This window comes from Actinoplanes sp. NPDC048967 (genome assembly GCF_040649415.1).
GTDB lineage: Bacteria > Actinomycetota > Actinomycetes > Mycobacteriales > Micromonosporaceae > Actinoplanes.
Window position 1 is genome coordinate 184728 of record NZ_JBEZFL010000009.1, and the last position, 19802, is coordinate 204529.

21 protein-coding genes are annotated in these 19802 nt (G+C 71.4%); 10 read left to right on the forward strand and 11 right to left on the reverse strand.

Annotation, left to right across the window (positions count from 1 at the left end; genetic code table 11):
• The first annotated feature begins 9 nt into the window (after positions 1–9).
• From AB0C12_RS33640 to AB0C12_RS33650, 3 genes are read left to right on the forward strand one after another with little or no spacing between them, the layout of a single operon-like run.
• Entirely contained in the window at positions 10–558 is a 549-nt protein-coding gene (locus AB0C12_RS33640; protein WP_360553954.1) for a hypothetical protein, read from the forward strand.
• Positions 559–2382, forward strand: coding sequence for an ABC transporter ATP-binding protein (locus AB0C12_RS33645; protein ID WP_360553955.1), 1824 nt, complete (start codon positions 559–561; stop codon positions 2380–2382).
• Positions 2379–2876 carry a S26 family signal peptidase gene (locus tag AB0C12_RS33650; RefSeq protein WP_360553956.1) on the forward strand — a complete coding sequence of 166 codons (498 nt, stop codon included), beginning with the start codon at positions 2379–2381 and terminating at the stop codon, positions 2874–2876. Before AB0C12_RS33645 ends, AB0C12_RS33650 begins: the two co-directional genes overlap by 4 nt.
• Here the strand turns inward: AB0C12_RS33650 and AB0C12_RS33655 are convergent.
• Positions 2803–4701, reverse strand: a complete 1899-nt coding sequence (locus AB0C12_RS33655; protein WP_360553958.1) for a BTAD domain-containing putative transcriptional regulator — start codon at positions 4699–4701, stop codon at positions 2803–2805. The genes AB0C12_RS33650 and AB0C12_RS33655 overlap by 74 nt on opposite strands.
• 651 nt (positions 4702–5352) lie before the next feature.
• Here AB0C12_RS33655 and AB0C12_RS33660 point away from each other — a divergent pair.
• Positions 5353–6063, forward strand: a complete 711-nt coding sequence (locus tag AB0C12_RS33660; RefSeq protein WP_360553959.1) for a hypothetical protein — start codon at positions 5353–5355, stop codon at positions 6061–6063.
• Positions 6064–6090: 27 nt separating this feature from the next.
• Here AB0C12_RS33660 and AB0C12_RS33665 read toward each other — a convergent pair whose 3' ends face one another.
• Positions 6091–7176, reverse strand: coding sequence for an LCP family protein (locus tag AB0C12_RS33665; RefSeq protein WP_360553961.1), 1086 nt, complete (start codon positions 7174–7176; stop codon positions 6091–6093).
• Between the two features lie 3 nt (positions 7177–7179).
• Positions 7180–7971: a polysaccharide deacetylase family protein gene (locus tag AB0C12_RS33670; protein WP_360553963.1), complete on the reverse strand. Its 792-nt coding sequence runs from the start codon at positions 7969–7971 to the stop codon at positions 7180–7182.
• A 318-nt stretch (positions 7972–8289) separates the two neighbouring features.
• Between AB0C12_RS33670 and AB0C12_RS33675 the strand changes: the two genes are divergently transcribed.
• The gene (locus tag AB0C12_RS33675) at positions 8290–8469 is read left to right on the forward strand and encodes a hypothetical protein (protein ID WP_360553965.1); all 180 of its coding nucleotides are present in this window, start codon (positions 8290–8292) and stop codon (positions 8467–8469) included.
• Here AB0C12_RS33675 and AB0C12_RS33680 read toward each other — a convergent pair.
• The gene (locus AB0C12_RS33680; RefSeq protein ID WP_360553967.1) at positions 8462–9379 is read right to left on the reverse strand and encodes a LysR family transcriptional regulator; all 918 of its coding nucleotides are present in this window, start codon (positions 9377–9379) and stop codon (positions 8462–8464) included. The genes AB0C12_RS33675 and AB0C12_RS33680 overlap by 8 nt on opposite strands.
• Positions 9380–9521: 142 nt before the next feature.
• Between AB0C12_RS33680 and AB0C12_RS33685 the strand changes: the two genes are divergently transcribed.
• Entirely contained in the window at positions 9522–10223 is a 702-nt protein-coding gene (locus AB0C12_RS33685; RefSeq protein ID WP_360553968.1) for an SDR family oxidoreductase, read from the forward strand.
• Position 10224: 1 nt separating this feature from the next.
• Positions 10225–10599 (forward strand): SgcJ/EcaC family oxidoreductase, encoded by a 375-nt coding sequence (locus AB0C12_RS33690; protein WP_360553970.1) that lies wholly within the window; start codon positions 10225–10227, stop codon positions 10597–10599.
• 86 nt (positions 10600–10685) lie between these two features.
• On the opposite strand, the gene AB0C12_RS33695 is transcribed toward AB0C12_RS33690, so the two are convergent.
• The 4 genes from AB0C12_RS33695 to AB0C12_RS33710 are packed head-to-tail and all read right to left on the reverse strand — an operon-like array spanning position 10686 to position 14024.
• Positions 10686–11489, reverse strand: coding sequence for an ABC transporter ATP-binding protein (locus AB0C12_RS33695; protein WP_360553972.1), 804 nt, complete (start codon positions 11487–11489; stop codon positions 10686–10688).
• Positions 11482–12279: an ABC transporter permease gene (locus tag AB0C12_RS33700; RefSeq protein ID WP_360553973.1), complete on the reverse strand. Its 798-nt coding sequence runs from the start codon at positions 12277–12279 to the stop codon at positions 11482–11484. Before AB0C12_RS33700 ends, AB0C12_RS33695 begins: the two co-directional genes overlap by 8 nt.
• Complete coding sequence (locus tag AB0C12_RS33705; protein WP_360553974.1) at positions 12276–13043, reverse strand: ABC transporter permease; 768 nt, start codon at positions 13041–13043, stop codon at positions 12276–12278. Before AB0C12_RS33705 ends, AB0C12_RS33700 begins: the two co-directional genes overlap by 4 nt.
• A gap of 6 nt (positions 13044–13049) precedes the next feature.
• Positions 13050–14024: an ABC transporter substrate-binding protein gene (locus AB0C12_RS33710; protein ID WP_360553975.1), complete on the reverse strand. Its 975-nt coding sequence runs from the start codon at positions 14022–14024 to the stop codon at positions 13050–13052.
• Positions 14025–14265: 241 nt separating this feature from the next.
• Here AB0C12_RS33710 and AB0C12_RS33715 point away from each other — a divergent pair, with 241 nt between their 5' ends.
• From AB0C12_RS33715 to AB0C12_RS33725, 3 genes are read left to right on the forward strand one after another with little or no spacing between them, the layout of a single operon-like run.
• A complete protein-coding gene (locus tag AB0C12_RS33715; protein ID WP_360553977.1) occupies positions 14266–15504 on the forward strand; it encodes a flavin-dependent oxidoreductase in 1239 nt (412 codons plus the stop codon).
• Positions 15501–15968: a MarR family transcriptional regulator gene (locus tag AB0C12_RS33720; protein WP_360553978.1), complete on the forward strand. Its 468-nt coding sequence runs from the start codon at positions 15501–15503 to the stop codon at positions 15966–15968. The genes AB0C12_RS33715 and AB0C12_RS33720 overlap by 4 nt, the downstream gene beginning before the upstream one ends.
• The gene (locus AB0C12_RS33725; RefSeq protein ID WP_360553980.1) at positions 15965–16429 is read left to right on the forward strand and encodes a DUF3237 domain-containing protein; all 465 of its coding nucleotides are present in this window, start codon (positions 15965–15967) and stop codon (positions 16427–16429) included. The genes AB0C12_RS33720 and AB0C12_RS33725 overlap by 4 nt, the downstream gene beginning before the upstream one ends.
• A 25-nt stretch (positions 16430–16454) precedes the next feature.
• Here the strand turns inward: AB0C12_RS33725 and AB0C12_RS33730 are convergent, their stop codons facing one another.
• From AB0C12_RS33730 to AB0C12_RS33740, 3 genes are all read right to left on the reverse strand, one after another.
• The gene (locus tag AB0C12_RS33730; protein ID WP_360553981.1) at positions 16455–16607 is read right to left on the reverse strand and encodes a hypothetical protein; all 153 of its coding nucleotides are present in this window, start codon (positions 16605–16607) and stop codon (positions 16455–16457) included.
• A 55-nt stretch (positions 16608–16662) separates the two neighbouring features.
• Positions 16663–17712, reverse strand: a complete 1050-nt coding sequence (locus AB0C12_RS33735) for an NAD-dependent epimerase/dehydratase family protein (RefSeq protein WP_360553983.1) — start codon at positions 17710–17712, stop codon at positions 16663–16665.
• A 189-nt stretch (positions 17713–17901) separates the two neighbouring features.
• Positions 17902–19383 carry an aromatic acid exporter family protein gene (locus tag AB0C12_RS33740; protein WP_360553984.1) on the reverse strand — a complete coding sequence of 494 codons (1482 nt, stop codon included), beginning with the start codon at positions 19381–19383 and terminating at the stop codon, positions 17902–17904.
• Between the last annotated feature and the right edge of the window lie 419 nt (positions 19384–19802).

A 19802-nucleotide genomic window follows, 5' to 3' on the forward strand; every position in this document is an offset into this window, starting at 1 on the left:
GGGGATCACATGACCTACTCCGCCGCGTTTCTCACGGTCGCCGGGCTTGTCGCCGGCCTCAACCTCGTCCTGACGCTCGGCGTCATCCGCCGGCTCCGGCGCCACGCCGAGCTGATCGCCGAGGCCGGCGACGGACGCTCTGCGAGCCGGCCGTCGCTGCCGCCCGCCGGCGAGACGCCGCGGGAATTCAGCACTCTGACCGTCGATCACGAGCGGATCGACCGTACGGTGTTCGGCGACCTCACCCTGCTCGGGTTCTTCTCCCCGTCCTGCCCGCCGTGCCAGGAACAGGTGGATCCGTTCATCGCGTACGCGAACGCCATGCCGGAAGGGCACCGGGCCGCTCTGGCGGTGGTGGTGGGCACGCCGGCGGAGGCGGCCGCCTTCGTCGAGCGGCTGCGGCCGGTCGCCCGGGTGGTGGTGGAGCCGCTCGGCGGCCCGGTCTCCGGCGCGTTCGACGTCGACGGGTTGCCGGCGGTGGGCCTGGTGGGCCGGGACGGAGCGGTCATCAGGTCGAGTTTCGAGGTGGCCCACCTGCCGGCATTGGAGGTCGCGTAGATGGGCGCCGGGCGGCTGCCCGGCGGCTGGCGCGCGGTCCGGATCTCGTTCCGGGCCGCTCCCGGCGCCAGTTGCCTGAAGGTGCTGCTCACCGGCGTGACCGCGCTGGCGCCGGTGGCCGTCGCGTGGTTGACCAAGCTGCTGCTGGACGACCTGGTCACCGCCGGCGACGCCCCGTCCACCACACTGGTCGTCGCCGTGGCCGCGGCCGGCGCCGTGAGTGGCGTCGTCCCCGTGGTGAGCCACTACTTCGACACTCAGCTGGGGCGGGCGGTCAAGACCTGGTCCCGGACGACGCTGTTCGCCGCGATCAACCGCCTGCGCGGCCTGGCCCGCCTCGAGGACCCGGTCTTCCACGACCGGCTGCGACTGGCCCAGCAGGCCGGCGGCACCGGGCCGGGACTGGTGTTCGACAGCCTGCTCGGGGTGGCCCACGGGGTGGTGCTGACCGCGGGTTTCGTGGTCGCGCTCGTGGCGGTCAACCCGTGGATGGCGGCCGCGGTCCTGCTCGCCGCCGGACCCACGGTCGTCGCCGAGCTGCGGCTCTCCCGGCGCCGGGCCCGCGTCGCGATGCGGCTCGGGCACGCCGAACGGCGCGACATGTTCTATCAGAATCTTCAACTGCGTCTCGATGCGGCGCAGGAGGTGCGGCTGTTCGGCCTCGGCGGTTTCTTCCAGCGCCGGATGATGACCGAGCTGGGCACCATCAACGCCGCGCACGCCCGGCTGGACCGGCGCGAGATGGCGACCCAGGTCGTGCTGTCCTCGGCAGCCGCGGCGGTGCTCGCGGCGGGACTGGTGTGGACGGTCCGGGAGGTGGCCGGCGGCCGGCTGACCGTGGGTGACCTCACCGCGTTCACCATGGCTGCCGCGGGCGTGCAGGGTGGTAGCTCGACGCTGGTCAACCACGTCGCGGCGGCGTACCACTCGCTGTTGCTGCTGCAGCACTTCGACGAGGTCGTCGAGGCGAGGCCGGATCTCGCGGAGCCGGCCGTACCGCGACGGCCCGGCGCACTGAGCGACGGTATCCGGCTGCGGGACGTGTGGTTCCGATACTCGCCGGAGCATCCCTGGGTGTTGCGCGGCGTCGACCTCGACCTGCCGGTCGGGCGGACCACCGCGCTGGTCGGCCTGAACGGGGCCGGGAAGACCACGATCGTGAAGCTGCTGTGCCGTTTCTACGATCCGGACCGGGGCACCGTGCAATGGGACGGCACGGACCTGCGCGACCTCGACCTCGACGAGCTGCGCAGCCGGATCGGCGCGGTGTTCCAGGAGCACATGAGCTATGACCTGTCGGCCGCGGAGAACATCGGGATCGGCCGGCTGGCCGACCTGGATCGCCCGGCGGCGATCGTCGCCGCCGCCCGCGCCGCCGGTGTGGACGACGTGGTGGCCGCCCTGCCCAAGGGGTACGACACCCTGCTCACCCGTACCTTCTTCGACCAGGCCGACCGGGACGATCCGGCCACCGGAGTGGTGCTGTCCGGCGGCCAGTGGCAGCGGCTGGCGCTGGCCCGCAGCTTCATGCGTACCGATCCGGAGCTGCTGATCCTCGACGAGCCGAGCGCGGGACTGGACCCGCGGGCCGAGCACGATGTGCACGTACGGCTGCGAGCCCGGCACGACGGCGCCGGCACCAGGCTGCTCATCTCCCATCGGCTGAACACCGTCCGTACCGCCGACCACATCGTGGTGCTCGCCGGTGGCCGGGTCGTCGAGCAGGGCGACCACGAGAGTCTGGCCGCCGGGAACACCCGCTACGCGGAACTGTTCCGCCTGCAGTCCGCCGGCTACCTGCCGGCCACGGCGGGATCGTCGTGACCGCCGCGAGCGCGGCGGGCGGGGTCCTCGCCGCCGGCCTCCTGATCGCGGTGCTGGTCGGGTGGCTGCGCCGCGGGCGGGTGGTCGTCGTGGTCGACGGCGATTCGATGGCGCCCACGCTGCGCCGCGGTGACCGGGTGCTGGTGCGGCGCGGCGCGGCGGTCCGGCCCCGCACCGGCGACGTGGTGCTGATCGAGAAGCCGGCCGGCGGAATGATGATCAAGCGGGTGGCGGCGGTCGGTGGCGAGGCCGTCCCGGAGCAGTGCGTGCCGCCGTCGGCCAGCAGCGGCACCCCCGTGCCGGCCGGGATGCTCCTCGTGGTCGGCGACAACCGCGCGGACAGCTGGGACTCGCGCACGTTCGGATACCTACGGGCGGATCTGATCGTCGGCGTCGCCCTGCGGCCGCTACGGGCGCCGGTCAGGCCGCGAGCTCCCGGGCGTAGGCCCGGAGCAGGTCGTGCATCGCGAACCGGCCGGCCCGGCCTTCGGTGAGCAGCGACGCACGGAGCAGCTCGGTGATCGACTGACGGACCGCACCGGCGGGCCGGTCGAGCAGCCGTACCGCGTCCGCCACGGTGACGGCTGCGCTCTCGTCCACGCCGAGCAGGCGGAAGGCCCGCCGGGCGGCCGGACTGACAGAGCGGTACGACGCGTCGAACGCCGTCCGGAGATCGACGGTCGGATCGCCCCCGTCGAAGAGATCCAGTCCGGCGCCGCCCCGGCCGGTCAGCTCGCCGGGATGGACGGCACACCGCGCGGCCCGGATCGCCAGCGCCAGCGGCAGCCCCGCGCAACCGGCGACCACGGCCCCGGCCGCCGCCGCCCGCTCCCGGCCCAACCGGACCGTGAGCAGCCGCCGCGCGTCGTCCGGGCACAGCGGACCGACCGCCAACGGCGTGACCCCGTACGTCGCGACCAGGCTGGACAGGTGGTTGCGGCTGACCACCAGGGCCACGGACCGGCCGGCCCCGGGCAGCAGCGGCCGGACCTGGTCGGCCGACGCCGCGTCGTCGAGCACCACGAGAACCCGGCGGTCGGCGAGCAGACTGCGGTAGAGCGCGGCCCGCTCCGGCAGGCCGACCGGCACGCTGCCGACCGGTACGCCGAGAGCGTCGAGAAAGCACCCGAGCACCGCGACGGCCGGCACCGGCGTGGCGCCCGGAGCATGCCCGGCCAGGTCGGCGTGCAGCTGACCGTCCGGGAACGAACGCCGGACCCGGTTCGCCCAGTGCACAGCCAGCGCGGTCTTGCCGGACCCGGCCATGCCCCGGAGCAGGACGAGGCCGGGACCACCAGACCCGCCGACCACGTCCAGCCGATCCAGTTCGGCGCGGCGCCCGACGAAGGCGTGAAGATCGGCCGGCAGCTGCGCCGGGACCGGCCGGGCCGGGGTGGCCCCGGCAATCGCCTGGAAAGCGCCCCGGAGGTCGGGCCCGGGCTCGACGCCGAGGTCCTCGTCGAGCCGGGCACGCGCATCGCGGTAGGCGCACAGTGCTTCGGTGCGCCGGCCGGCCGCGTTCAGCGCCACGACCAGCCGGGCGGTCAGATACTCGTGCCACGGATTCACCGCGACGGCCGACCGCAGCACGGGCAGCGCCCGCGGCGTGTCGCCGGCCCGTTCCACGGCCTCCGCATAGGCGAGCGTGGCGGTGGCGTACTCGTCACAAAGGGCGGTGACAAGCGGGTGCTGGGCGAGTTCCGGCACGTCGGCGCACGGCCGGCCGAGCCACAGCGCCAGCGCTGACTCGTACGCGTCGAGGTCGTCGCCGGCCTGCGCACCGTCCAGCCCGCGGCGGAACCAGGACACGTCGAGCAGATCGTCGCGGATCGCCAGTCGATAGCCGGTCCCGGTCGCCACCAGCTCAGCCGCGCTCCGGCCGAGGCCGGCCAGCACCGGCCGGAGCCGGGACGCGTACGTCTGCAGGATGGACCGCGCCCGGCCCGGCACCCGCGCTCCCCACAACAGGTCGCCGAGCTCGTCCAAGGAGACGCAGGCATCCGGCGTGAGGGCGAGCCGGGCGAGGAAGGCGCGCCGCAGGCTGCGCCCGATCGGCTGCTCCATGCCGTCGACCCAGACGCCGACCGGGCCGAGCACCCGGACCACCGGCCGCGCCGACCCGAGAGACCGTTCCGGGTCGCCCGGTGGCGGCAGGGGGCTCAGTACGGCTGTCAGGGCCGCCATCGCCGCGGGCCGTGGGCGCCGCGACCGGCCCTGTTCCAGATCGCGCACTGCCGCGACGCTCAGCCCGGTCCGGGCGGCCAGCTCGGACTGGCTGAGCCCGGCGGCCGCACGGTGGCGCCTGACGTGCTCACCCATCGGCGACGACACCCTCGACATTCCACTGCCCCCTCACTTGGTTCCGGCTACCGGACACAGTGGTCGCCGCCCGGCGGCGAGCGGAACGGGTGGCGGGCGAGCCCGAACAATACGGCGGTGTCTTCGCTGGTCAGCGCATTGTTCGGCGCCAGGGCCCGAACGGTGCGGGCCCCGGCCGGACCGTCAGGAACACCGGGACACTGGCCGACATCCGACTGAGACACCGGGCGGACGGCCGGCGACGGCCATCATGGAGGTCGCTCGATTCGTCGACGGGGGAAGGGCATGGACGGCGCGCGGCACCATGAGCTCCGGCGGACGCGGTGGACGATCGGCGGCTGCGTGCTGACGGTCGTCGTCCTGGTCACGGCCTGGCTGGCGCTCGGTAGGCCCGGCGGAGCAGCACCGGCCGGCGCGCCTCGACCGGCAGCGTCCCCCGCGCGGCCACCCGCGAGTCAGACACCCGCGAAGCGGCCACCGTCACCGCCCCCGAGCGTGCCGGTGGCGGCGCCCGACGAGGACCCTCCCCAGCGGCCGCCCGCCGCCGGGCCACCGGCCGCGAACCGTCGTGGCGCACCGTCCCCCCTGTCCCGCCGGGCGTCACCGCGGCCGTCCTCCCCGCCCCCGTCGCCCACGCGGCCGGCTCCGGACGTGCCGGTGCCGTTGCCGGGAGTGTTCGACCGCACGAGCCCGTTGCCGGAGGGTGTGCCCCAGCAGGTCGGCTTCTTCTTCGGCGGCGGGATGGACTGCCCCGGGGAGCGGGCGAAGCCACTGATCATTCTGTCCGCCGAGCCGCTCATCCCGACCGAGTTCCTGCTCTGCTTCTACGGCTTCCGCGCCGGGCGGGTGACGGTCACGATCCGGCCGCCGGCCGGCAAGGCCGGCACGACGACCCTGCGCGGCGATGATGACGGCGAGTCGGGACTGGTGTACCGGCATCCGCTGCGCCCCGGCGCCCCGGCCGGTGACTACCGCATCACGGCGCGGCAGGGCGGCCGTAAGGCGACCGCGACGTTCAAGGTGACCTATCCGACCACCCCGCGCCTGTGGGTGGAGCGGCCCGACGGCTGTGTGAAGCCGGGAGGAGACGTACACCTTTACATCGCCGGCTTCCCGGCCCGCCGCACTGTCCGGCTCAACCTGTACCGGATGCACGAATACCAGACGTCCTTTCCCGCCGAGACCGACGCCTACGGTTCGGGACACGTGATATTGCGCGTCGACCCTGGTACCCAGCTCCTCCAGTGGGGGATCAGTCATCCGGAGCTCGGCGACACAGTGGGTCTGCCGTTCGACCCGAAGGTCGACGGCCGCGCCTCGACGAATGTCTTCTGCACCGACGCCCGGCCGGTGCGGGACTGAATCCGTTGCGGACGAATGTCCGCCGGCTCAGCGACCGTGCCGTACGTCGTTGGGTGGGTGCTGACGCAGATATTCATCAAGCCGCCCGGCGCGCAGCGCGGCGAACAATTCTCGGCAGCGCGCCGAGTCGGGCACCATCACTGAGCCGATTCCGGGTACGTCCCGGTTCTCCGCGATCGGCAACGTCATGAACGTGAGATCCTTGGCGCGCAGGTGACGGAGCGTGAACGCGAGGCGTTGCAACGGCATCCGCCGGTCCACGGTCAGCATGCCGGCCGCGGTACGCACCAGCCGGTCCAGTTTCCGCGGGTCGGTGAGCAGGTTCTGGTCGGCCGCCTTCTCGGCCAGCGCCCGCAGGTATTGCTGGTGTCGCCGGGACCGGTCGAGGTCGTCGCTGGGCAGGCCGCGGCGCTGACGTACGTAGTACTCGGCGAGTTTGCCGTCGAGGTGCACGTGGCCCGCGGGGAAGGCGACACAGCGCCGGGACCGGCCCCGCGGGTCGGTGCACGGTGCCGACGGGTACGGGCTGTCCTCGGGCAGGAAGCGGTACGCGTCGACGCTCTTCTTGTCGATGGTGACGTCGACGCCACCGACCAGGTCGGTGATCTTGCGGATGCCGGCGAAGTCCACGATGACCGGCCAGTCGATGGTGATGCCGCCGAACCGGTTGAGCGTCTGGACGAGCCGGGGAGCGCCACCCCAGGCGAAGGCCGCGTTGACCTTGTTCCGGGACCCGCGCTCGCCGTCGGCCGTGGCGATCGGCAGGTACGTGTCGCGCGGGATGGAGATGACGTAGGCCCGGCCGGTCGACGCGGGGATGTGGACGAGGATGACGACGTCGCTGCGCCCGTCACCCGGTTCGCCTTTGGTGCGGCTGTCCGAACCGATGAGCAGCAGGTTCATCGGTCCCCGTACCTTGGGCGGCTCGGTCGGAGCACCCGCGGACCGGGCCGGTGCGGGAGGCAGCAGGTCGGCCCGGTCGACCGCGTCCTCGTAGCGGCCGGAGAGCTTGCGCAGCCCGGCGACGCCGGCCACCGACCCGGTGACCAGCACGGCGAGAACGACGGCGAGCACCAACACCCAGCGGCGTCGCGCAAAGCGGCTGGCGGCCATCACTCACACCCCCACGAATCGGTAGCCGGTGTCGACGAGTACGGGCAGAACGCTACGCAGCGCCCGTACGGTCTGCGACCGGTCGCCGCCGCCGTCGTGGGTGAGCACGATCGAGCGGTTGCCGACCTGGTCCAGGATCTTCGCCCGGATCCGGGCCGCACCGGGGTTGTCCCAGTCGCGTGGGTCGACGTCCCACGCGATCGAGGTCTGCCCGAGCGTCGCGCACACCTCGAAGACCGTGCGCGACCAGCTTCCGTACGGGGCGCGGAAGAGCGAAGGTATCCGGCCGACTGTCGTGGCCACGGTGTCCACGGCCCGGCCCACCTCGGTCCGTACGCGTCCGGCGGTCAACCGGCTGAGATCCGCGTGCGACCAGGAGTGCGTACCGACCGTGTGTCCGTCGTCGACGATGGACCGCACCAGGCCGGGGTGAGCCGAGGCCTGTTCTCCGATCACGAAGAAGGTGGCCTTGACGTGATGCTTCCGCAGGAGCCGGAGTACCTGCGGCGTGTACGCCGGATCCGGGCCGTCATCGAAGGTGAGCGCCACGACCCGCGAGCCCTTGTCGGCTGACCTGACCGGAACGACGTACCGGGGCTTCTTCTGCACCGGAGTGCGCGGCAGTCCCGTCGCTGATGGTGATGGTGACGGTGGTTTCGGTGTCGCCGAGGGCTGAGCCGCGACCGGAGGGAGCGCGGGCGGTTCCGGCTGCGGCTCGGCGCAGGCGCTGAGCAGGGACAAACCGCCGAGGGCGAGAAACGCCCGCCTGCCCCCGGCCATCCGTTGTTGCGTCATCGACATCACCTCCGGCCCGCGCGGTCGCCGCAGGGGAGCGACGGTTCGTTCGCGGCGTATCGAAGTGTGCTGACGAGATGTCAGGAACTGATGAGGGGGATCATGGCGTGGTGGAACACCTCGACCTGACGCCGTACGAGTACCTGAGCTCCACGCTGCCCGCGACCGCGATCGGTTGGCTCGGCAGTACACACGGCGTGCAGGGCGGCGGCCTCACCGGTACTACCTGCCGGACGGTCGCACCTTCGCCGCGCCGACGCAGCCGCCGGCCCGGCGTGCTGGGACGACCGCCGGGCCTGGGCGGCGCTGTGGAACTCCATGCGGGACGAGGAGCTGCTCGACTGCGCGGGCGACGAGGTCGGACGCTCGCTCGCGGCATTCTCCGGACGCGCGTACGCGAAGGATCTGACCGCCGTGACGCTGCACACGATGGTGCGGCACGGCATCGAGAAAGCAGCGCAGGACGACCACCGGATCTTCCTGCGAACGTTCAGTTGACGCGGTACGGGTCGTCCGGCGGCACCCAGGCGTCGGGGCTGTCGAGGCCGCACCCGTCCACCGAGCGGGTCAGCGCCGCGACGAGCGCTCGCACCGTGGGTCGCTGCTCGTGGCGGCGGGAGACCAGCGACCACGTCCAGTACGGCGCCGGCCGCGTGATCGGGCGGGCCACCAGATCGGCCGGCACCGGGGTGGTCTGACCCTTGGGGCAGTTCACCACCGGCCGGCGCAGGCGGCGTACGTGGTCGAAGAACGCCGGACCGGTGATGCCGCCGTCCGAGATGGCCACCATCCGGGCGCCGGTCTCCTCGGCCAGCGCCTCGGCCCAGCGGTTCCACGACGACCAGCTGACCTCGTCGGCGTCGATGAGCACCACGGTGTCGCGGGCGCGGACCGGTTCGGCCGAGGTGCCGGTGCTCACCGCGTACAGGCGGTCGGCGCCGAGCAGGCGGGCGTCGAGGTCGTCGTCGTGCACCGTCGTGCCGGGCACCCAGCAGATCGCGAGGTCGATGCTGCCGTCGACGACCCGGGCCGCCTGCGCGTGCGACGGCAGGACCCAGGCGTCGACCAGCAGCTGGGCGGTGCCGGCGGCGCGTTGTTCCAGGTCCGGTGGACGCCAGTTGACGTAGCCGAGCCGCACCGGCTCGGACGACGACAGTCCTGACGCCGTACGCCTGAGGTCGTCGGCCTGATCGAGCAGCGCCCGGGTCCGCGGGAGCAGCACCGTGCCCGCCGCGGTCAGCGCGACCGAGCGCCGGTCGCGGTCGAACAGCCGCGTGCCCAGGTCCCGCTCCAGCGCCTTGATCTGCTGCGACAGCGACGGTCCGGCGATCCGCAACCGGTCCGCGGCCCGGGCGAAGCTGAGCTCCTCGGCGACCGCGACGAAGTAGCGAAGCTGACGGAGCTCCATCCGGGCAGCATAAACTTCTGATAGGCGCAGCCTCCCAGACAGGAGGAAGTCAGTCGTGGCAACCGGCGGATCGCGACCGATGCTTCAGCCAGATCCGGTTCACCTGAGCCGGATCAGGTTCACCTCAGCCAGAAGGAGCATCATGACCAAGGTTGCTGTCGTCACCGGAGCCTCCCAGGGCATCGGCGCCGCCACCGTCTCCGCCTACCGCAAGCTCGGCTACCACGTGGTCGCCAACTCACGCGGGATCACGCCGTCCGGTGATCCGGGGGTGCTCGCCGTGCCGGGGGACATCGCCGATCCGGCGGTCGGCGCCCGGGTCGTCGAGGCCGGCCTGGCCGAGTTCGGCCGCATCGACACGCTGGTCAACAACGCCGGCATCTTCATCGCCAAGCCGTTCGCCGACTACACGGCCGAGGACTTCGACCAGGTCACCGGGATCAACCTGCGGGGCTTCGTCGCCGTCACCCAGGCCGCCGTCGCGGCGATGCTGGATCAGGGCGGCGGGCACGTCGTCACGGTCACCACCAGCCTGACCGACCACGCCAACAGCAGCCTGCCGGCGGCGCTCGCCTCGCTCACCAAGGGCGGCCTCAACTCGGCGACCAAGGCCCTGGCCATCGAGTACGCGACCCGCGGCATCCGCTTCAACGCGGTCTCGCCCGGCGTCATCGCCACCCCCATGCACCCGGCCGAGACCCACGAGTTCCTGGCCGGCCTGCACCCGGTCGGCCGGCTCGGCGCGATCAGCGACGTCACCGACGCCATCGTCTTCCTGGAGAACGCCCCGTTCGTCACCGGCGAGATCCTGCACGTCGACGGCGGCCAGAGTGCGGGGCACTGACATGGCGGTCCTGCCGGACCTGCTCGACGCCTGGCAGCGGGCGATCGACGGCCACCACCCCGAGCAGGTGGCCGGCCTCTTCACCGAGGACGCCGTCTTCCAAGGGCTGCACCCGTACAGCGTCGGGCGGGCCGGGGTGCGGGAGTACTACGCCGGGCAGCCGGCCGGGATGACCGTGGCCTACCGGATCCGGCAGACCCGCGAACTCGCCGACGACGTCGTGCTGGGCTGGGTCGAGGCCGAGTTCACGTTCGTCGACCGGCCGCCGATCGCGGTCGACCTCACCGTCGTGGCGCGCCGGGCCGGCGACGCCTGGCGGATCGCCCACTACCACGTCTCACCACGGATCCCCGCGAAGGAGGGCATCCCGTCATGACCCGCATGGCCTGGAGCACCGCCCTCGAGCCGCGGCGCAGGTAAGGCGGTTTCCGGCCCCCGTCATGGTGTCGCGACGCGGCGGCACTATGACGGGGCCACGGCCGGTCCCCGCTTGGCCCGTTGGATCTGCTCGTAGACGTGGGTCCGCAGGTGGGTGAACCGGGGCAGGGCCCGCGTGGTGAGCTGATCGCGCTCCGCCGGGAGGTCGATCACGAGGTCCTCCTGCACCCGGGTCGGTGAGTTCGACAGGACGAGGACACGCTGGCCCAGATACACCGACTCGTCGATGTCGTGGGTCACGAAGACCGTCGAGATCCCGCGGGTCGCGTGCAGTTCGCGTACGAGATCCTCCAGGTCTGCCCGGGTCTGAGCGTCCACCGCGGCGAACGGCTCGTCCATGATCAGCACCTCGGGCTGGTACGCGATGGCACGGGCGATCGCCACGCGTTGCTGCATTCCGCCGGAGAGCTGCCACGGATGACTACGCGTCGCCTCGGGCAGCCCGACCGCCTCGATGGCGTCGGTGACTATCCGGTCGCGTACGGCGCGGGAGAGCTTCTTGTGGCGCAGCGGCAGTTCGACGTTGCCCCGGACCGTCAGCCACGGGTACAGGCTGCGGCCGTACTCCTGAAAGACCACGGCCATGGCCGGGCTCGGACCCGTCACCGGCGATCCGTCCATCTCCATGCGGCCGCTCGTCGGCCGGAGCAGTCCGGCCAGGCATTTCAGGAGCGTGGTCTTTCCGCATCCGGAGGGCCCGACGATGCACACCAGCTCGCCGTGATTCATCGTGAAACTGAGGTCCCCGATCGCCTCGACGTCGCCCGTGGGGGTGGCATAGACCTTCCGCAGGTGCTCGACCCGCAGCAGGGGGCTCCGGTCAGGCACGGGTGATCTCCTTCATTCCGTGGTACCAGCGCAGCAGGTGGCGCTCGGCGAGACCGAAGAGCACGGCGAGGGCGACGCCGATGAGGCCGAGCAGGAGGATGCCGCTCCACATCTCGGCGATGAGGTAGTTCCGCTGGAAGTAGGCGATCCGGTAACCGAGACCGGAGGACGACGCGAACATCTCCGAGATGACCATGAGGATCAGCGCCACCGAGAGCGCTTGCCGTACGCCGGTCATGATGCGCGGACTCGCCGCCGGGAGCACCAGCAACCACAGCCGTTCCCACCGGGAGATCCGGAACGAGTCCGCGGTCTCCACCATCACGCTGTCGGTTGCCCGCACGCCCTCGATCGTGTTCAGCAGGATCGGCCAGATCGCGCCGGACACGATGACGACCACCTTCATCGTGTCGGTGATGCCGAGCAGGAGCATCGCCACCGGGATCAGCACCGGCGGCGGAATCGCCCGGAAGAACTCCAGCAGGGGTTCGAGGGTTTCGCGCAGCCGGTGGAACCGGCCGATCGTGACGCCGGCGGCGACGCCGAGGACGATCGACGCGACGATGCCGAGGGCGAGCCGGTACAGGCTCGGCAGCACGTCGTCGACGAACGCCGGGCCGATCCAGACCTGCCGGAACGCGTCGAGGATGGTGAGCGGACCGACGAAGAACCGGTTCGTCGACGTGGTCGACCAGACGCCCCAGAGCACCACGGTCAGGAACGGAAGCCCGAAGGCGAACAGGAAGTTCGCGGCGGTCCGGGCGCCGGGGCCACGTGGACGGATGGTCATCGGGTCTCCTCCGAGCGCACCGACTGGTGCCAGGCCAGCGATCGGCGTTCGACGAAGCGGAACACGACGTTCACCAGCAGACCGAGAATCCCGGTGACCACGACCAGGCCGTACAGGCCGACCGCGTCTCCCGCGGAGCGGGAGAGCTCGATCGAGCGCCCGATGCCGGGATTGCCGATCACCATCTCCGCGGTGATGGCCAGGATGAGGGCGACCGCCGCGGCGAGCCGCAGACCTGTCATCAGGTACGGCAGAGCGGTCGGCAGCACGAGATATCTCAGCCGCTCGCGACGGGTGAGACCGAAACTCCGGGCGGTGTCCCGCGCCACGGTGTCGATGTCGGCGACACCGTAGATGACCTGCACGAAAACCTGCCAGAACGCGGCATAGACGATGATGACGAGCGCGGCGCGCATCTGCAGGCCGAACATCAGGACGGCCAGGGGGATCAGCGCGACCGACGGTACGGGTCGCAGGAACTCGACCATCGTGTGCGTCGCGCGACGCAGGAACGGCACCATCCCGACCGCCGTGCCCAGCACGACCGCGGCGAGCGTCGCCAACGCCAGCCCGATGGCCCACGAGGTCATGGTGAGCCGGAGTCGCCGCCAGAAGGCCAGGTCCCGGGTCTCCTGGAAGAGCCGGGCGAACACGTCCGTGGGGTACGGCAGGTACTGCGGGTCCACCAGCCCCAGCATCGGGATCAGTTGCCAGACGACGGCGAAACCGAGCAGGCCGATGGCGCCCAGCAGAACCTTGCGCACTGCCGGCTACTGCTGCTGGATGAGGCGGTCGAAGTCGGGCTGCCGTTCGAGCACACCGTACTTCTGGGCCAGGGTCGCCAGTTGCTCCAGGCCGGCCCGGTCGAGCTGCCACCCGAAGGCCGGCAGCCGTACGGAATCCGCGACCGCGTCCGGCAGCTTGAGGTTGTCCTTGATGGCCTGACGAAGGCTCGCCTCGTTGGCCGGATCCCCGGCCCAGGTGAGCGTTTCCTTCATGGCCGTGGAGAAGCTCGCGACCAGCGCGGCGTCGGAGTCCCGCAGCTTGCTCGACGTGATCGTCGTGAGGGTCGCGAGGCCGGGGATCGTCGCTTGATACGGCGCGACCACCACTTTGTCGCCGCGCTTGCGGAGCTGGGTGATGAACGGTTCGGTCACCCAGGCGGCGTCGATGTTGCCGGCCTCGAGCTGGGCCGGAGCGTCCGGGAAGGCAACCTCGACAAACTTGACCTTGGCCGGGTCGCCGCCGTCCTTCTCGACCGCTGCCATGATCGTGACATCGCCGGCCGCACCCAGGCTGTTGACGGACACTTTGCGTCCCGCGAGCTGGGCCGGCCGGGTGATGCCGGATTTCGCCGAGGCCACCACCGCATTGATGTCGTCACCGTCGGCGTAGGACGACGCATAGTTGCCGACGATCACGACACCGAGGTTCTGCAGATCGGCCCGGAACGGACCGAACGGCTGACCGATGGCGAAATCGATGTCACCGTTGATCAGCGCCGGAATGGCCTGCGCGCCACCCTGTGCGGGCAGGACCTCCACCTCGAGTCCTTGCTTGCGGAAGGTGCCCGCCTTGATGCCGGCCCACAGCGCGGCGGTCTCACTGATGGGCAGGGCCGCGACGCGGACCTTGCGCAGTCCGTCGCCGGCTTCGGTGGACGGAGTGGTGGCATCGGAATCCGTGCACCCGGTCAGGGCGATCACGATGCCGGCGAGGACAGCAAAGGCGGTGATCTTCTTCATGACGAGCCCTTCCGTGGGCGACGTTGGCACACCCGGAGAAGTCGACGTGGCCGGCGCGGCGATGGCGCCGGGGGACCGCGCTGATCAGCGTCGGGCAGAAGGCATAGATTGTCAAGAATGTAATTCAGGCCCCGGCACAACGATTCCGGTAGCGCCGACTTTTTTGCCGGAAACCCTTGACGCGGCGACACTTTTGTCACAAAACTGTGCCATTGGTGGGTGTGGCGAAAGGAGCGACGACGTGGCGATCGTGATCGCGGGCGCCGGTATCGGTGGCCTCACCGCCGCGCTCAGCCTGCACCAGGCCGGATTTCGTGACATCGCCGTCTATGAGCGCGCGGCCGCGCTGGGCCCGCTCGGCGTCGGGATCAACCTGCTTCCGCACGCCGTCCGTGAGCTCACCGAGCTGGGCCTCGGCGAACGCGTGGAAAGGCTGGGCGTCGCACCCGGCACGCTGGCCTACCACAACCGGCACGGTCAGCCGATCTGGAGCGAGCCGCGCGGCCTGGCCGCCGGATACCGCTGGCCGCAGTTGTCCGTGCACCGCGGGCGGTTCCAGATGGAACTTCTCGCCGTGGTGCGGGAACGGCTGGGTGCCGGCGCGGTGCGCACCGGGCACCGACTCGTCAGCGCCGGCGACGGCGTCGCGCGCTTCGAGACAGCCGCCGGAGAGGTCAGCGTCGAGGGCGACCTGATCGTCGGGGCGGACGGCATCCACTCGGCGCTGCGCCGGCAGCATCAGCCCGGCGAAGGACCACCGGTCTGGAACGGGCTCACCCTGTGGCGAGGGACGGCGCGGGCGCCCGGATTCCTGGACGGGCGAACCATGATCATGGTGGGGGACGGGGAACAGAAGTTCGTCGCGTACCCGATCGGTCCTGATCTGATCAATGTCGTCGCGGAGCGACGCGGTCCCGGCTTCGCCGGGACGGACGCGGACTGGAATCAGCCGGTCGATCCCGACCCGGTCATCTCGCTCTTCCAGGAGTGGCGTTTCCCGTGGCTCGATGTGCCGGCGCTGCTGAGCGCCACCGACGAGATCCTCGAATACCCCATGGTGGACCGGGACCCGATCGACCGGTGGACCCACGAGAACACGACGCTGCTGGGGGACGCGGCGCACCCGATGTATCCGAACGGCTCCAACGGGGCGTCGCAGGCGATCCTGGACGCCCGGACGCTCGCCTTCCACCTCGCCACCGCGCCGGCGGTCCGGCAGGCGCTCGACGCCTACGAGGCCGACCGGCGTCCGGCGACGACCGCGCTGGTGCTGAGCAACCGGCGGCAGGGCCCGGAACACGTGATGGTGCTCGCCCACGAGCGCGCGCCGGCCGGCTTCGACCACATCCACGACGTCATCCCGCCGGACGAGCTCACCGAGATCGCCACCGGGTACAAGAAAGCGGCCGGATTTCTCCCGTCCGCTCTCAACGAACGCGCTTCCCTGACGCCGACAGAGTTCTCGGGCATCCTGCCGTGACCGCCCGGGAAGCCACCGAGCTGGACGCGGCCCGGCTGGCGTCGGTGATCTCGCCGCTGCGCCGGACGCTGCTCGCCGCCGCCCGGGCCGCGGAGCACCTGCCGGAGATCCCGGACGCGCAGATCGAGATCATCCGGGCCCTGCCCCGGGGCACGGTGGCCACCCCGGGCGAGCTCGCCGAACGACTCCGCCTGAGCCGCTCGACGGTCAGCAATCTGCTCACCGCGATGGAGGCCAACGGTCTCGTCGAGCGCCGTCCCCGTCCCGGCAGCAACCGTCACGTCGACGTCGTCGCCACCGCGAAGGCTGTCGACCTGTTCGACCGCTTCGACCTCGCCAGCGGAAACCTGGTCGCCCGCGCGGTGGCCACCCTGCCGGAAGGGGACCGGCAAGCCTTGGCCGCCGCGGTGCCCGCGCTCGAACGGCTGCGCGACGCCCTCACCCGGACCAAGGACGTGCCATGAGTGCGCCGGCGGTTCCCGGTCTGGAGCCCGCGTTCGAGGTGGAGGCCCGGCTCGGCGCGCTGGAGGACCACGGGATGACCCGAGCCGGTCACCGGCGGGTCGTGCCGATCACCGGCGGCCGGGTCACCGGTCTCTTCACGGCCGACATCCTTCCCGGCGGTGCCGACTGGCAGCTGGTCCGCCCCGACGGCGCGATCGAGATCGACACCCGCTATTCGGCGCGGACCGCCGACGGCGGCCACGTCTACATCCGTACGTTCGGCGTCCGCAGCGGCCGTCCGGAGGTCCTCGAAGCATTGCTGCGTGGCGACGCGGTCGACCCGTCCGACTACTACTTCCGCCTGTGCGTACGACTGGAGACCTCGGTGCCGGCGCTGGCCGCCCTGGAGCAGAGCGTCTTCATCGCGTCCGCGATCCGCGAGGCCGACCGGGTACGCTACGCCGCCTACCGCGTCACGTAACCGTTCCCGGTGACGGCCCCGCCTCTCAGGCGGTCGTGCGGCGGCGAACCATCCAGATGGCAGCGGCCAGGAATGCGGCGGCCACGGCGAGGAACGACGCCGACCCGATGGCTTGGAAGGCCCAGAAACTGCTGTCGGGATGGTATTCGGTGTAGTGCCGGAGACCGTGGTCGATCATGAAGCTCTCGACCCGCGTGCCGGAGCCGTAGAGCGTGTCGCTGCCGGCCGGGCGATCAAGAGGCTCCCCGGGCGACGAAGACGTCCCGGGCGGCGTGGTAGGCGCCGACGATCCGGGTGAGCACAGCCTCGGTGTCCGGGTCCGGCCTGGTGGTGTCGGGATGATCCCGGCGCCACTGGACCATCCGCGACGCCGCGCGGTGGAAGGTCAGCCGGGGGAAGAAGCCCGGCACGAAGGTACGGATCTTCGTGGTGTCGAAGATCGCGCTGTGTCCGATGTCGCCGACCATCTCACCTGACCAGAACCACCCGGGGGCGACCAGGGGGAACATCTCCGAGGCGACGTGGACCAGCCGGGGTGCCACGCCCAGCGCCTCGGCGATGATCGTGTAGATCTGGTCCCAGGTGTAGACGTCGGCGCTGGTGATGTTGAACGTCTCGCCGATCGCCCGCGGGTTGCCGAGCAGGCCGACCAGCCCCTGCGCGAAGTCGTCGGCGTGCGTGAGGGTCCACAGCGAGGTGCCGTCGCCGTGCACCGGTATCTCTTCGCCGCGGGCGATCCGGTCGACGACGGTCCAGCCGCCGGGCAACGGCGGGCTGGCGTCGTCGTAGGTGTGCGACGGCCGGACCACGGTCAGCGGGAAGCCTTGTGTCACGTGCGCGTCCTGGAGCGCCTGCTCGGTGCGCCATTTGGCGGCGGCGTACTCCAGGGCCGGGTTCGGCGCGGTCGGCGTCGACTCGGAGATCGGCAGCTGCCGCACGGGCTTGGCGTAGATCGAGCCGGAGCTGATGTGTACGTACTGACGGGTCCGGGGGCCGAACAGGGACACCATCCGGCGCGCGTCTTCGGGGTCGTAGGACAGGAAGTTGACGACGGCGTCGAAGGTGCGGTCGCCGATCGCCGCGAGCAGCGCGTCGTCGTCGGTGACGTCGGCGATCAGTGTCTCGACTCCCTCGGGCAGTGCCCGCTCCTGGCTGTTGCGGCCGCGGTTGACCACTGTGACGCGCATGCCGGTCTCGACCGACAGGCGAACGCAGGACGCGCTGATCGTTCCGGTTCCGCCGAGGTACAGCACGCACAGATCTGCGGAGTCCTGATGCACCATGGTCTCTCCCCTCGGCATCGGCAACGATGCCCATCGACGGCGACACGGAGAAACGGTAATCCTGTGTGGGTGACGGTGACATCGCCGAACTGATGAACGTCGCAGCCCCGCTCATCCCGGCGGCGGACTGGTGAAGCCGGGTCGCTCACCCCCGGACAACAGCGGCAAACGTCGAGCACGGTCACCGGGTCATTCCTCGTCGGCTTTCGGCTCGGTGGCGCCCGGTCGTGGCGCGGGCTCCGTTGCATCCTCCTCGGCCAACGAATCGGCGGCGGTGCGGAGGGCGGTTACCGCGGCGTCGGCGGCAGCCTGCTCGACCGGCAGACTCCCGTCGGCTGCCCGCTCGTGGGGTCGTGCAGCCCGTGGATCGGGATTGGCCAGATTCGCCACGGCCTCCGTCGCGGCCTCCGCCGCGACGTCCATCACCCGCCGAACCGCCTGCCGGGAACGGTCTGTGACCAGTGGCAGGGTCTGCTCGGCGGCGCCCACGACCCGCCGCGCCGCCCGCCGCGGCCCCTCGGTCAGCGACGGTGGGCGCCACGGCTGGGCGGCTGGACGTACCGCCGCCTCGATCTCGACCCGCAGCCGGTCCACCGCCGCGAGCAGCGCGCCGTGTTGCTGCCAGGCCGCGGCGTCGGCGTGCGGGTCGACCAGCAGCAGCCGGCCCAGCAGCTCGCGCCGCTGGTACAGCTCGTCCAGTTGGGCCGCCACCCGGGCGCGGCCGGCCTCGACCGGCTCACCGCCCGCGGCGACGACGGCCACGCCGTCCAGGGCGCCGGCGGCGACGTCGAGCACGTCAGCCAGGGCCAGGCGAGCGGCTGGGGGATAAACCTCCGTCTCCAGCTCCGGCGGCAGGTAGAACGTCCGGTCGAAGACCTCCCGGCACAGGGCGCGGATGACAACGGTGCAGTACTCGATCGCGGTGAGGGCCGTGCGCAGGCGCGGTTGCGCCACGCGGACCTGGCCGCCGCGTGGGTTGAGCACGGCGCTCTGCTCGGCCCGGACCAGTGAGTTGTCGGCCTCCAGCACGGCTGCGCCCAGGCCCCGGGCCGCGGTGAGCCAGTTCTGCGCGGCGTGGCGCGACCAACCGTCGCGCAGTTGCCTGGCCAGCGATCGCAGGAAATCTCCGAGGCGAGTGGTCAGGCCGGCGACCGCCGAGCCGGCGGACTCCACGTGCACCGGAGGCGCGATCGCGAAGTTCACCACGATGCCGATCGCCGCGCCGATGAGCGTCTCGTACACCCGGCCGGCCGCCGCCTGCGCCGCAGCGCCGCCGACCGCGAGGACCAGCATCGCGCTGATCGGTACCTCCAGGGTGTGCGGCCCCAGTCGGAGAACCCGCCCGAGTACGAGACTCACGGCCACCACGGCCCCGAGGCTCCACCAGCTCAGCCCTACAACGGTGGCGAGCCCGACCGCGACCAGGACACCGGCGAGCACACTCAGAACGCGCTGCAGTCCTTCGGCGACCGTCTGGTACACGGTCACCTGTACCACCAGGATGGCGGTCAGCGGCGCGAGGATCGGTGACGCGGTGGTGTTCAGCAGATCGGCCGCAACGTAGGACAACACAGCGGCCAGCGTGACCTTGGCGGTGCGGATCCCGGGAATGCGGCCCCAGCGGGCGAGCACAGCCGTCCAAGGGTGGCGCAGGTAGGTGGTCAGCCGCATGCGGTACTCGCGCGGGATCCCTCGGCGACCGCCGGCCGGAGGTGGCGGCGTGCCTTGACGCGGTGGCGTTTCACCTCAGACCTCTTCGTGATCTCCACCGAGCATCCCGAACCCCTCGTCGCGAATTCCGGTCCTCGCACGGGCGGCCGGTATCCGTGCGAGGACCGGTCTGCCGTGCGGGCCGGGCCAGGCCGGCGTTCGCTTGCCTGATTGTTTCGTCGACCCGGACGGCTGTCACCTTCCATCTCCTCGGGCATGCTCGGGCCTTCCCATGTCCTGAGCTTCCATGCATGCACTTTGCAAAAATCTGGCGCCGTTGTCCGGCGGGTCTGCGCGGCGGTGTTGCGGAGGCATCGAGGGCGCAGGTCGGGCCCGGAGGCAGCTCGTCGAGAAGCCAGATGCGCCGGGGGCCGCTTGTC

Bases quoted from the DNA above. Each gene is read 5' to 3' on its own strand.
- AB0C12_RS33645 (WP_360553955.1), top strand. From the start codon at position 559: ATGGGCGCCGGGCGGCTGCCCGGCGGCTGGCGCGCGGTCCGGATCTCG.
- AB0C12_RS33670 (WP_360553963.1), bottom strand. From the start codon at position 7,971: ATGACGCAACAACGGATGGCCGGGGGCAGGCGGGCGTTTCTCGCCCTC.
- AB0C12_RS33710 (WP_360553975.1), bottom strand. From the start codon at position 14,024: ATGAAGAAGATCACCGCCTTTGCTGTCCTCGCCGGCATCGTGATCGCC.
- AB0C12_RS33700 (WP_360553973.1), bottom strand. From the start codon at position 12,279: ATGACCATCCGTCCACGTGGCCCCGGCGCCCGGACCGCCGCGAACTTC.
- AB0C12_RS33655 (WP_360553958.1), bottom strand. From the start codon at position 4,701: ATGGGTGAGCACGTCAGGCGCCACCGTGCGGCCGCCGGGCTCAGCCAG.
- AB0C12_RS33665 (WP_360553961.1), bottom strand. From the start codon at position 7,176: ATGGCCGCCAGCCGCTTTGCGCGACGCCGCTGGGTGTTGGTGCTCGCC.
- AB0C12_RS33725 (WP_360553980.1), top strand. From the start codon at position 15,965: ATGAGTGCGCCGGCGGTTCCCGGTCTGGAGCCCGCGTTCGAGGTGGAG.
- AB0C12_RS33735 (WP_360553983.1), bottom strand. From the start codon at position 17,712: ATGGTGCATCAGGACTCCGCAGATCTGTGCGTGCTGTACCTCGGCGGA.
- AB0C12_RS33675 (WP_360553965.1), top strand. From the start codon at position 8,290: ATGCGGGACGAGGAGCTGCTCGACTGCGCGGGCGACGAGGTCGGACGC.
- AB0C12_RS33685 (WP_360553968.1), top strand. From the start codon at position 9,522: ATGACCAAGGTTGCTGTCGTCACCGGAGCCTCCCAGGGCATCGGCGCC.
- AB0C12_RS33740 (WP_360553984.1), bottom strand. From the start codon at position 19,383: ATGCGGCTGACCACCTACCTGCGCCACCCTTGGACGGCTGTGCTCGCC.
- AB0C12_RS33690 (WP_360553970.1), top strand. From the start codon at position 10,225: ATGGCGGTCCTGCCGGACCTGCTCGACGCCTGGCAGCGGGCGATCGAC.
- AB0C12_RS33640 (WP_360553954.1), top strand. From the start codon at position 10: ATGACCTACTCCGCCGCGTTTCTCACGGTCGCCGGGCTTGTCGCCGGC.
- AB0C12_RS33680 (WP_360553967.1), bottom strand. From the start codon at position 9,379: ATGGAGCTCCGTCAGCTTCGCTACTTCGTCGCGGTCGCCGAGGAGCTC.
- AB0C12_RS33730 (WP_360553981.1), bottom strand. From the start codon at position 16,607: ATGATCGACCACGGTCTCCGGCACTACACCGAATACCATCCCGACAGC.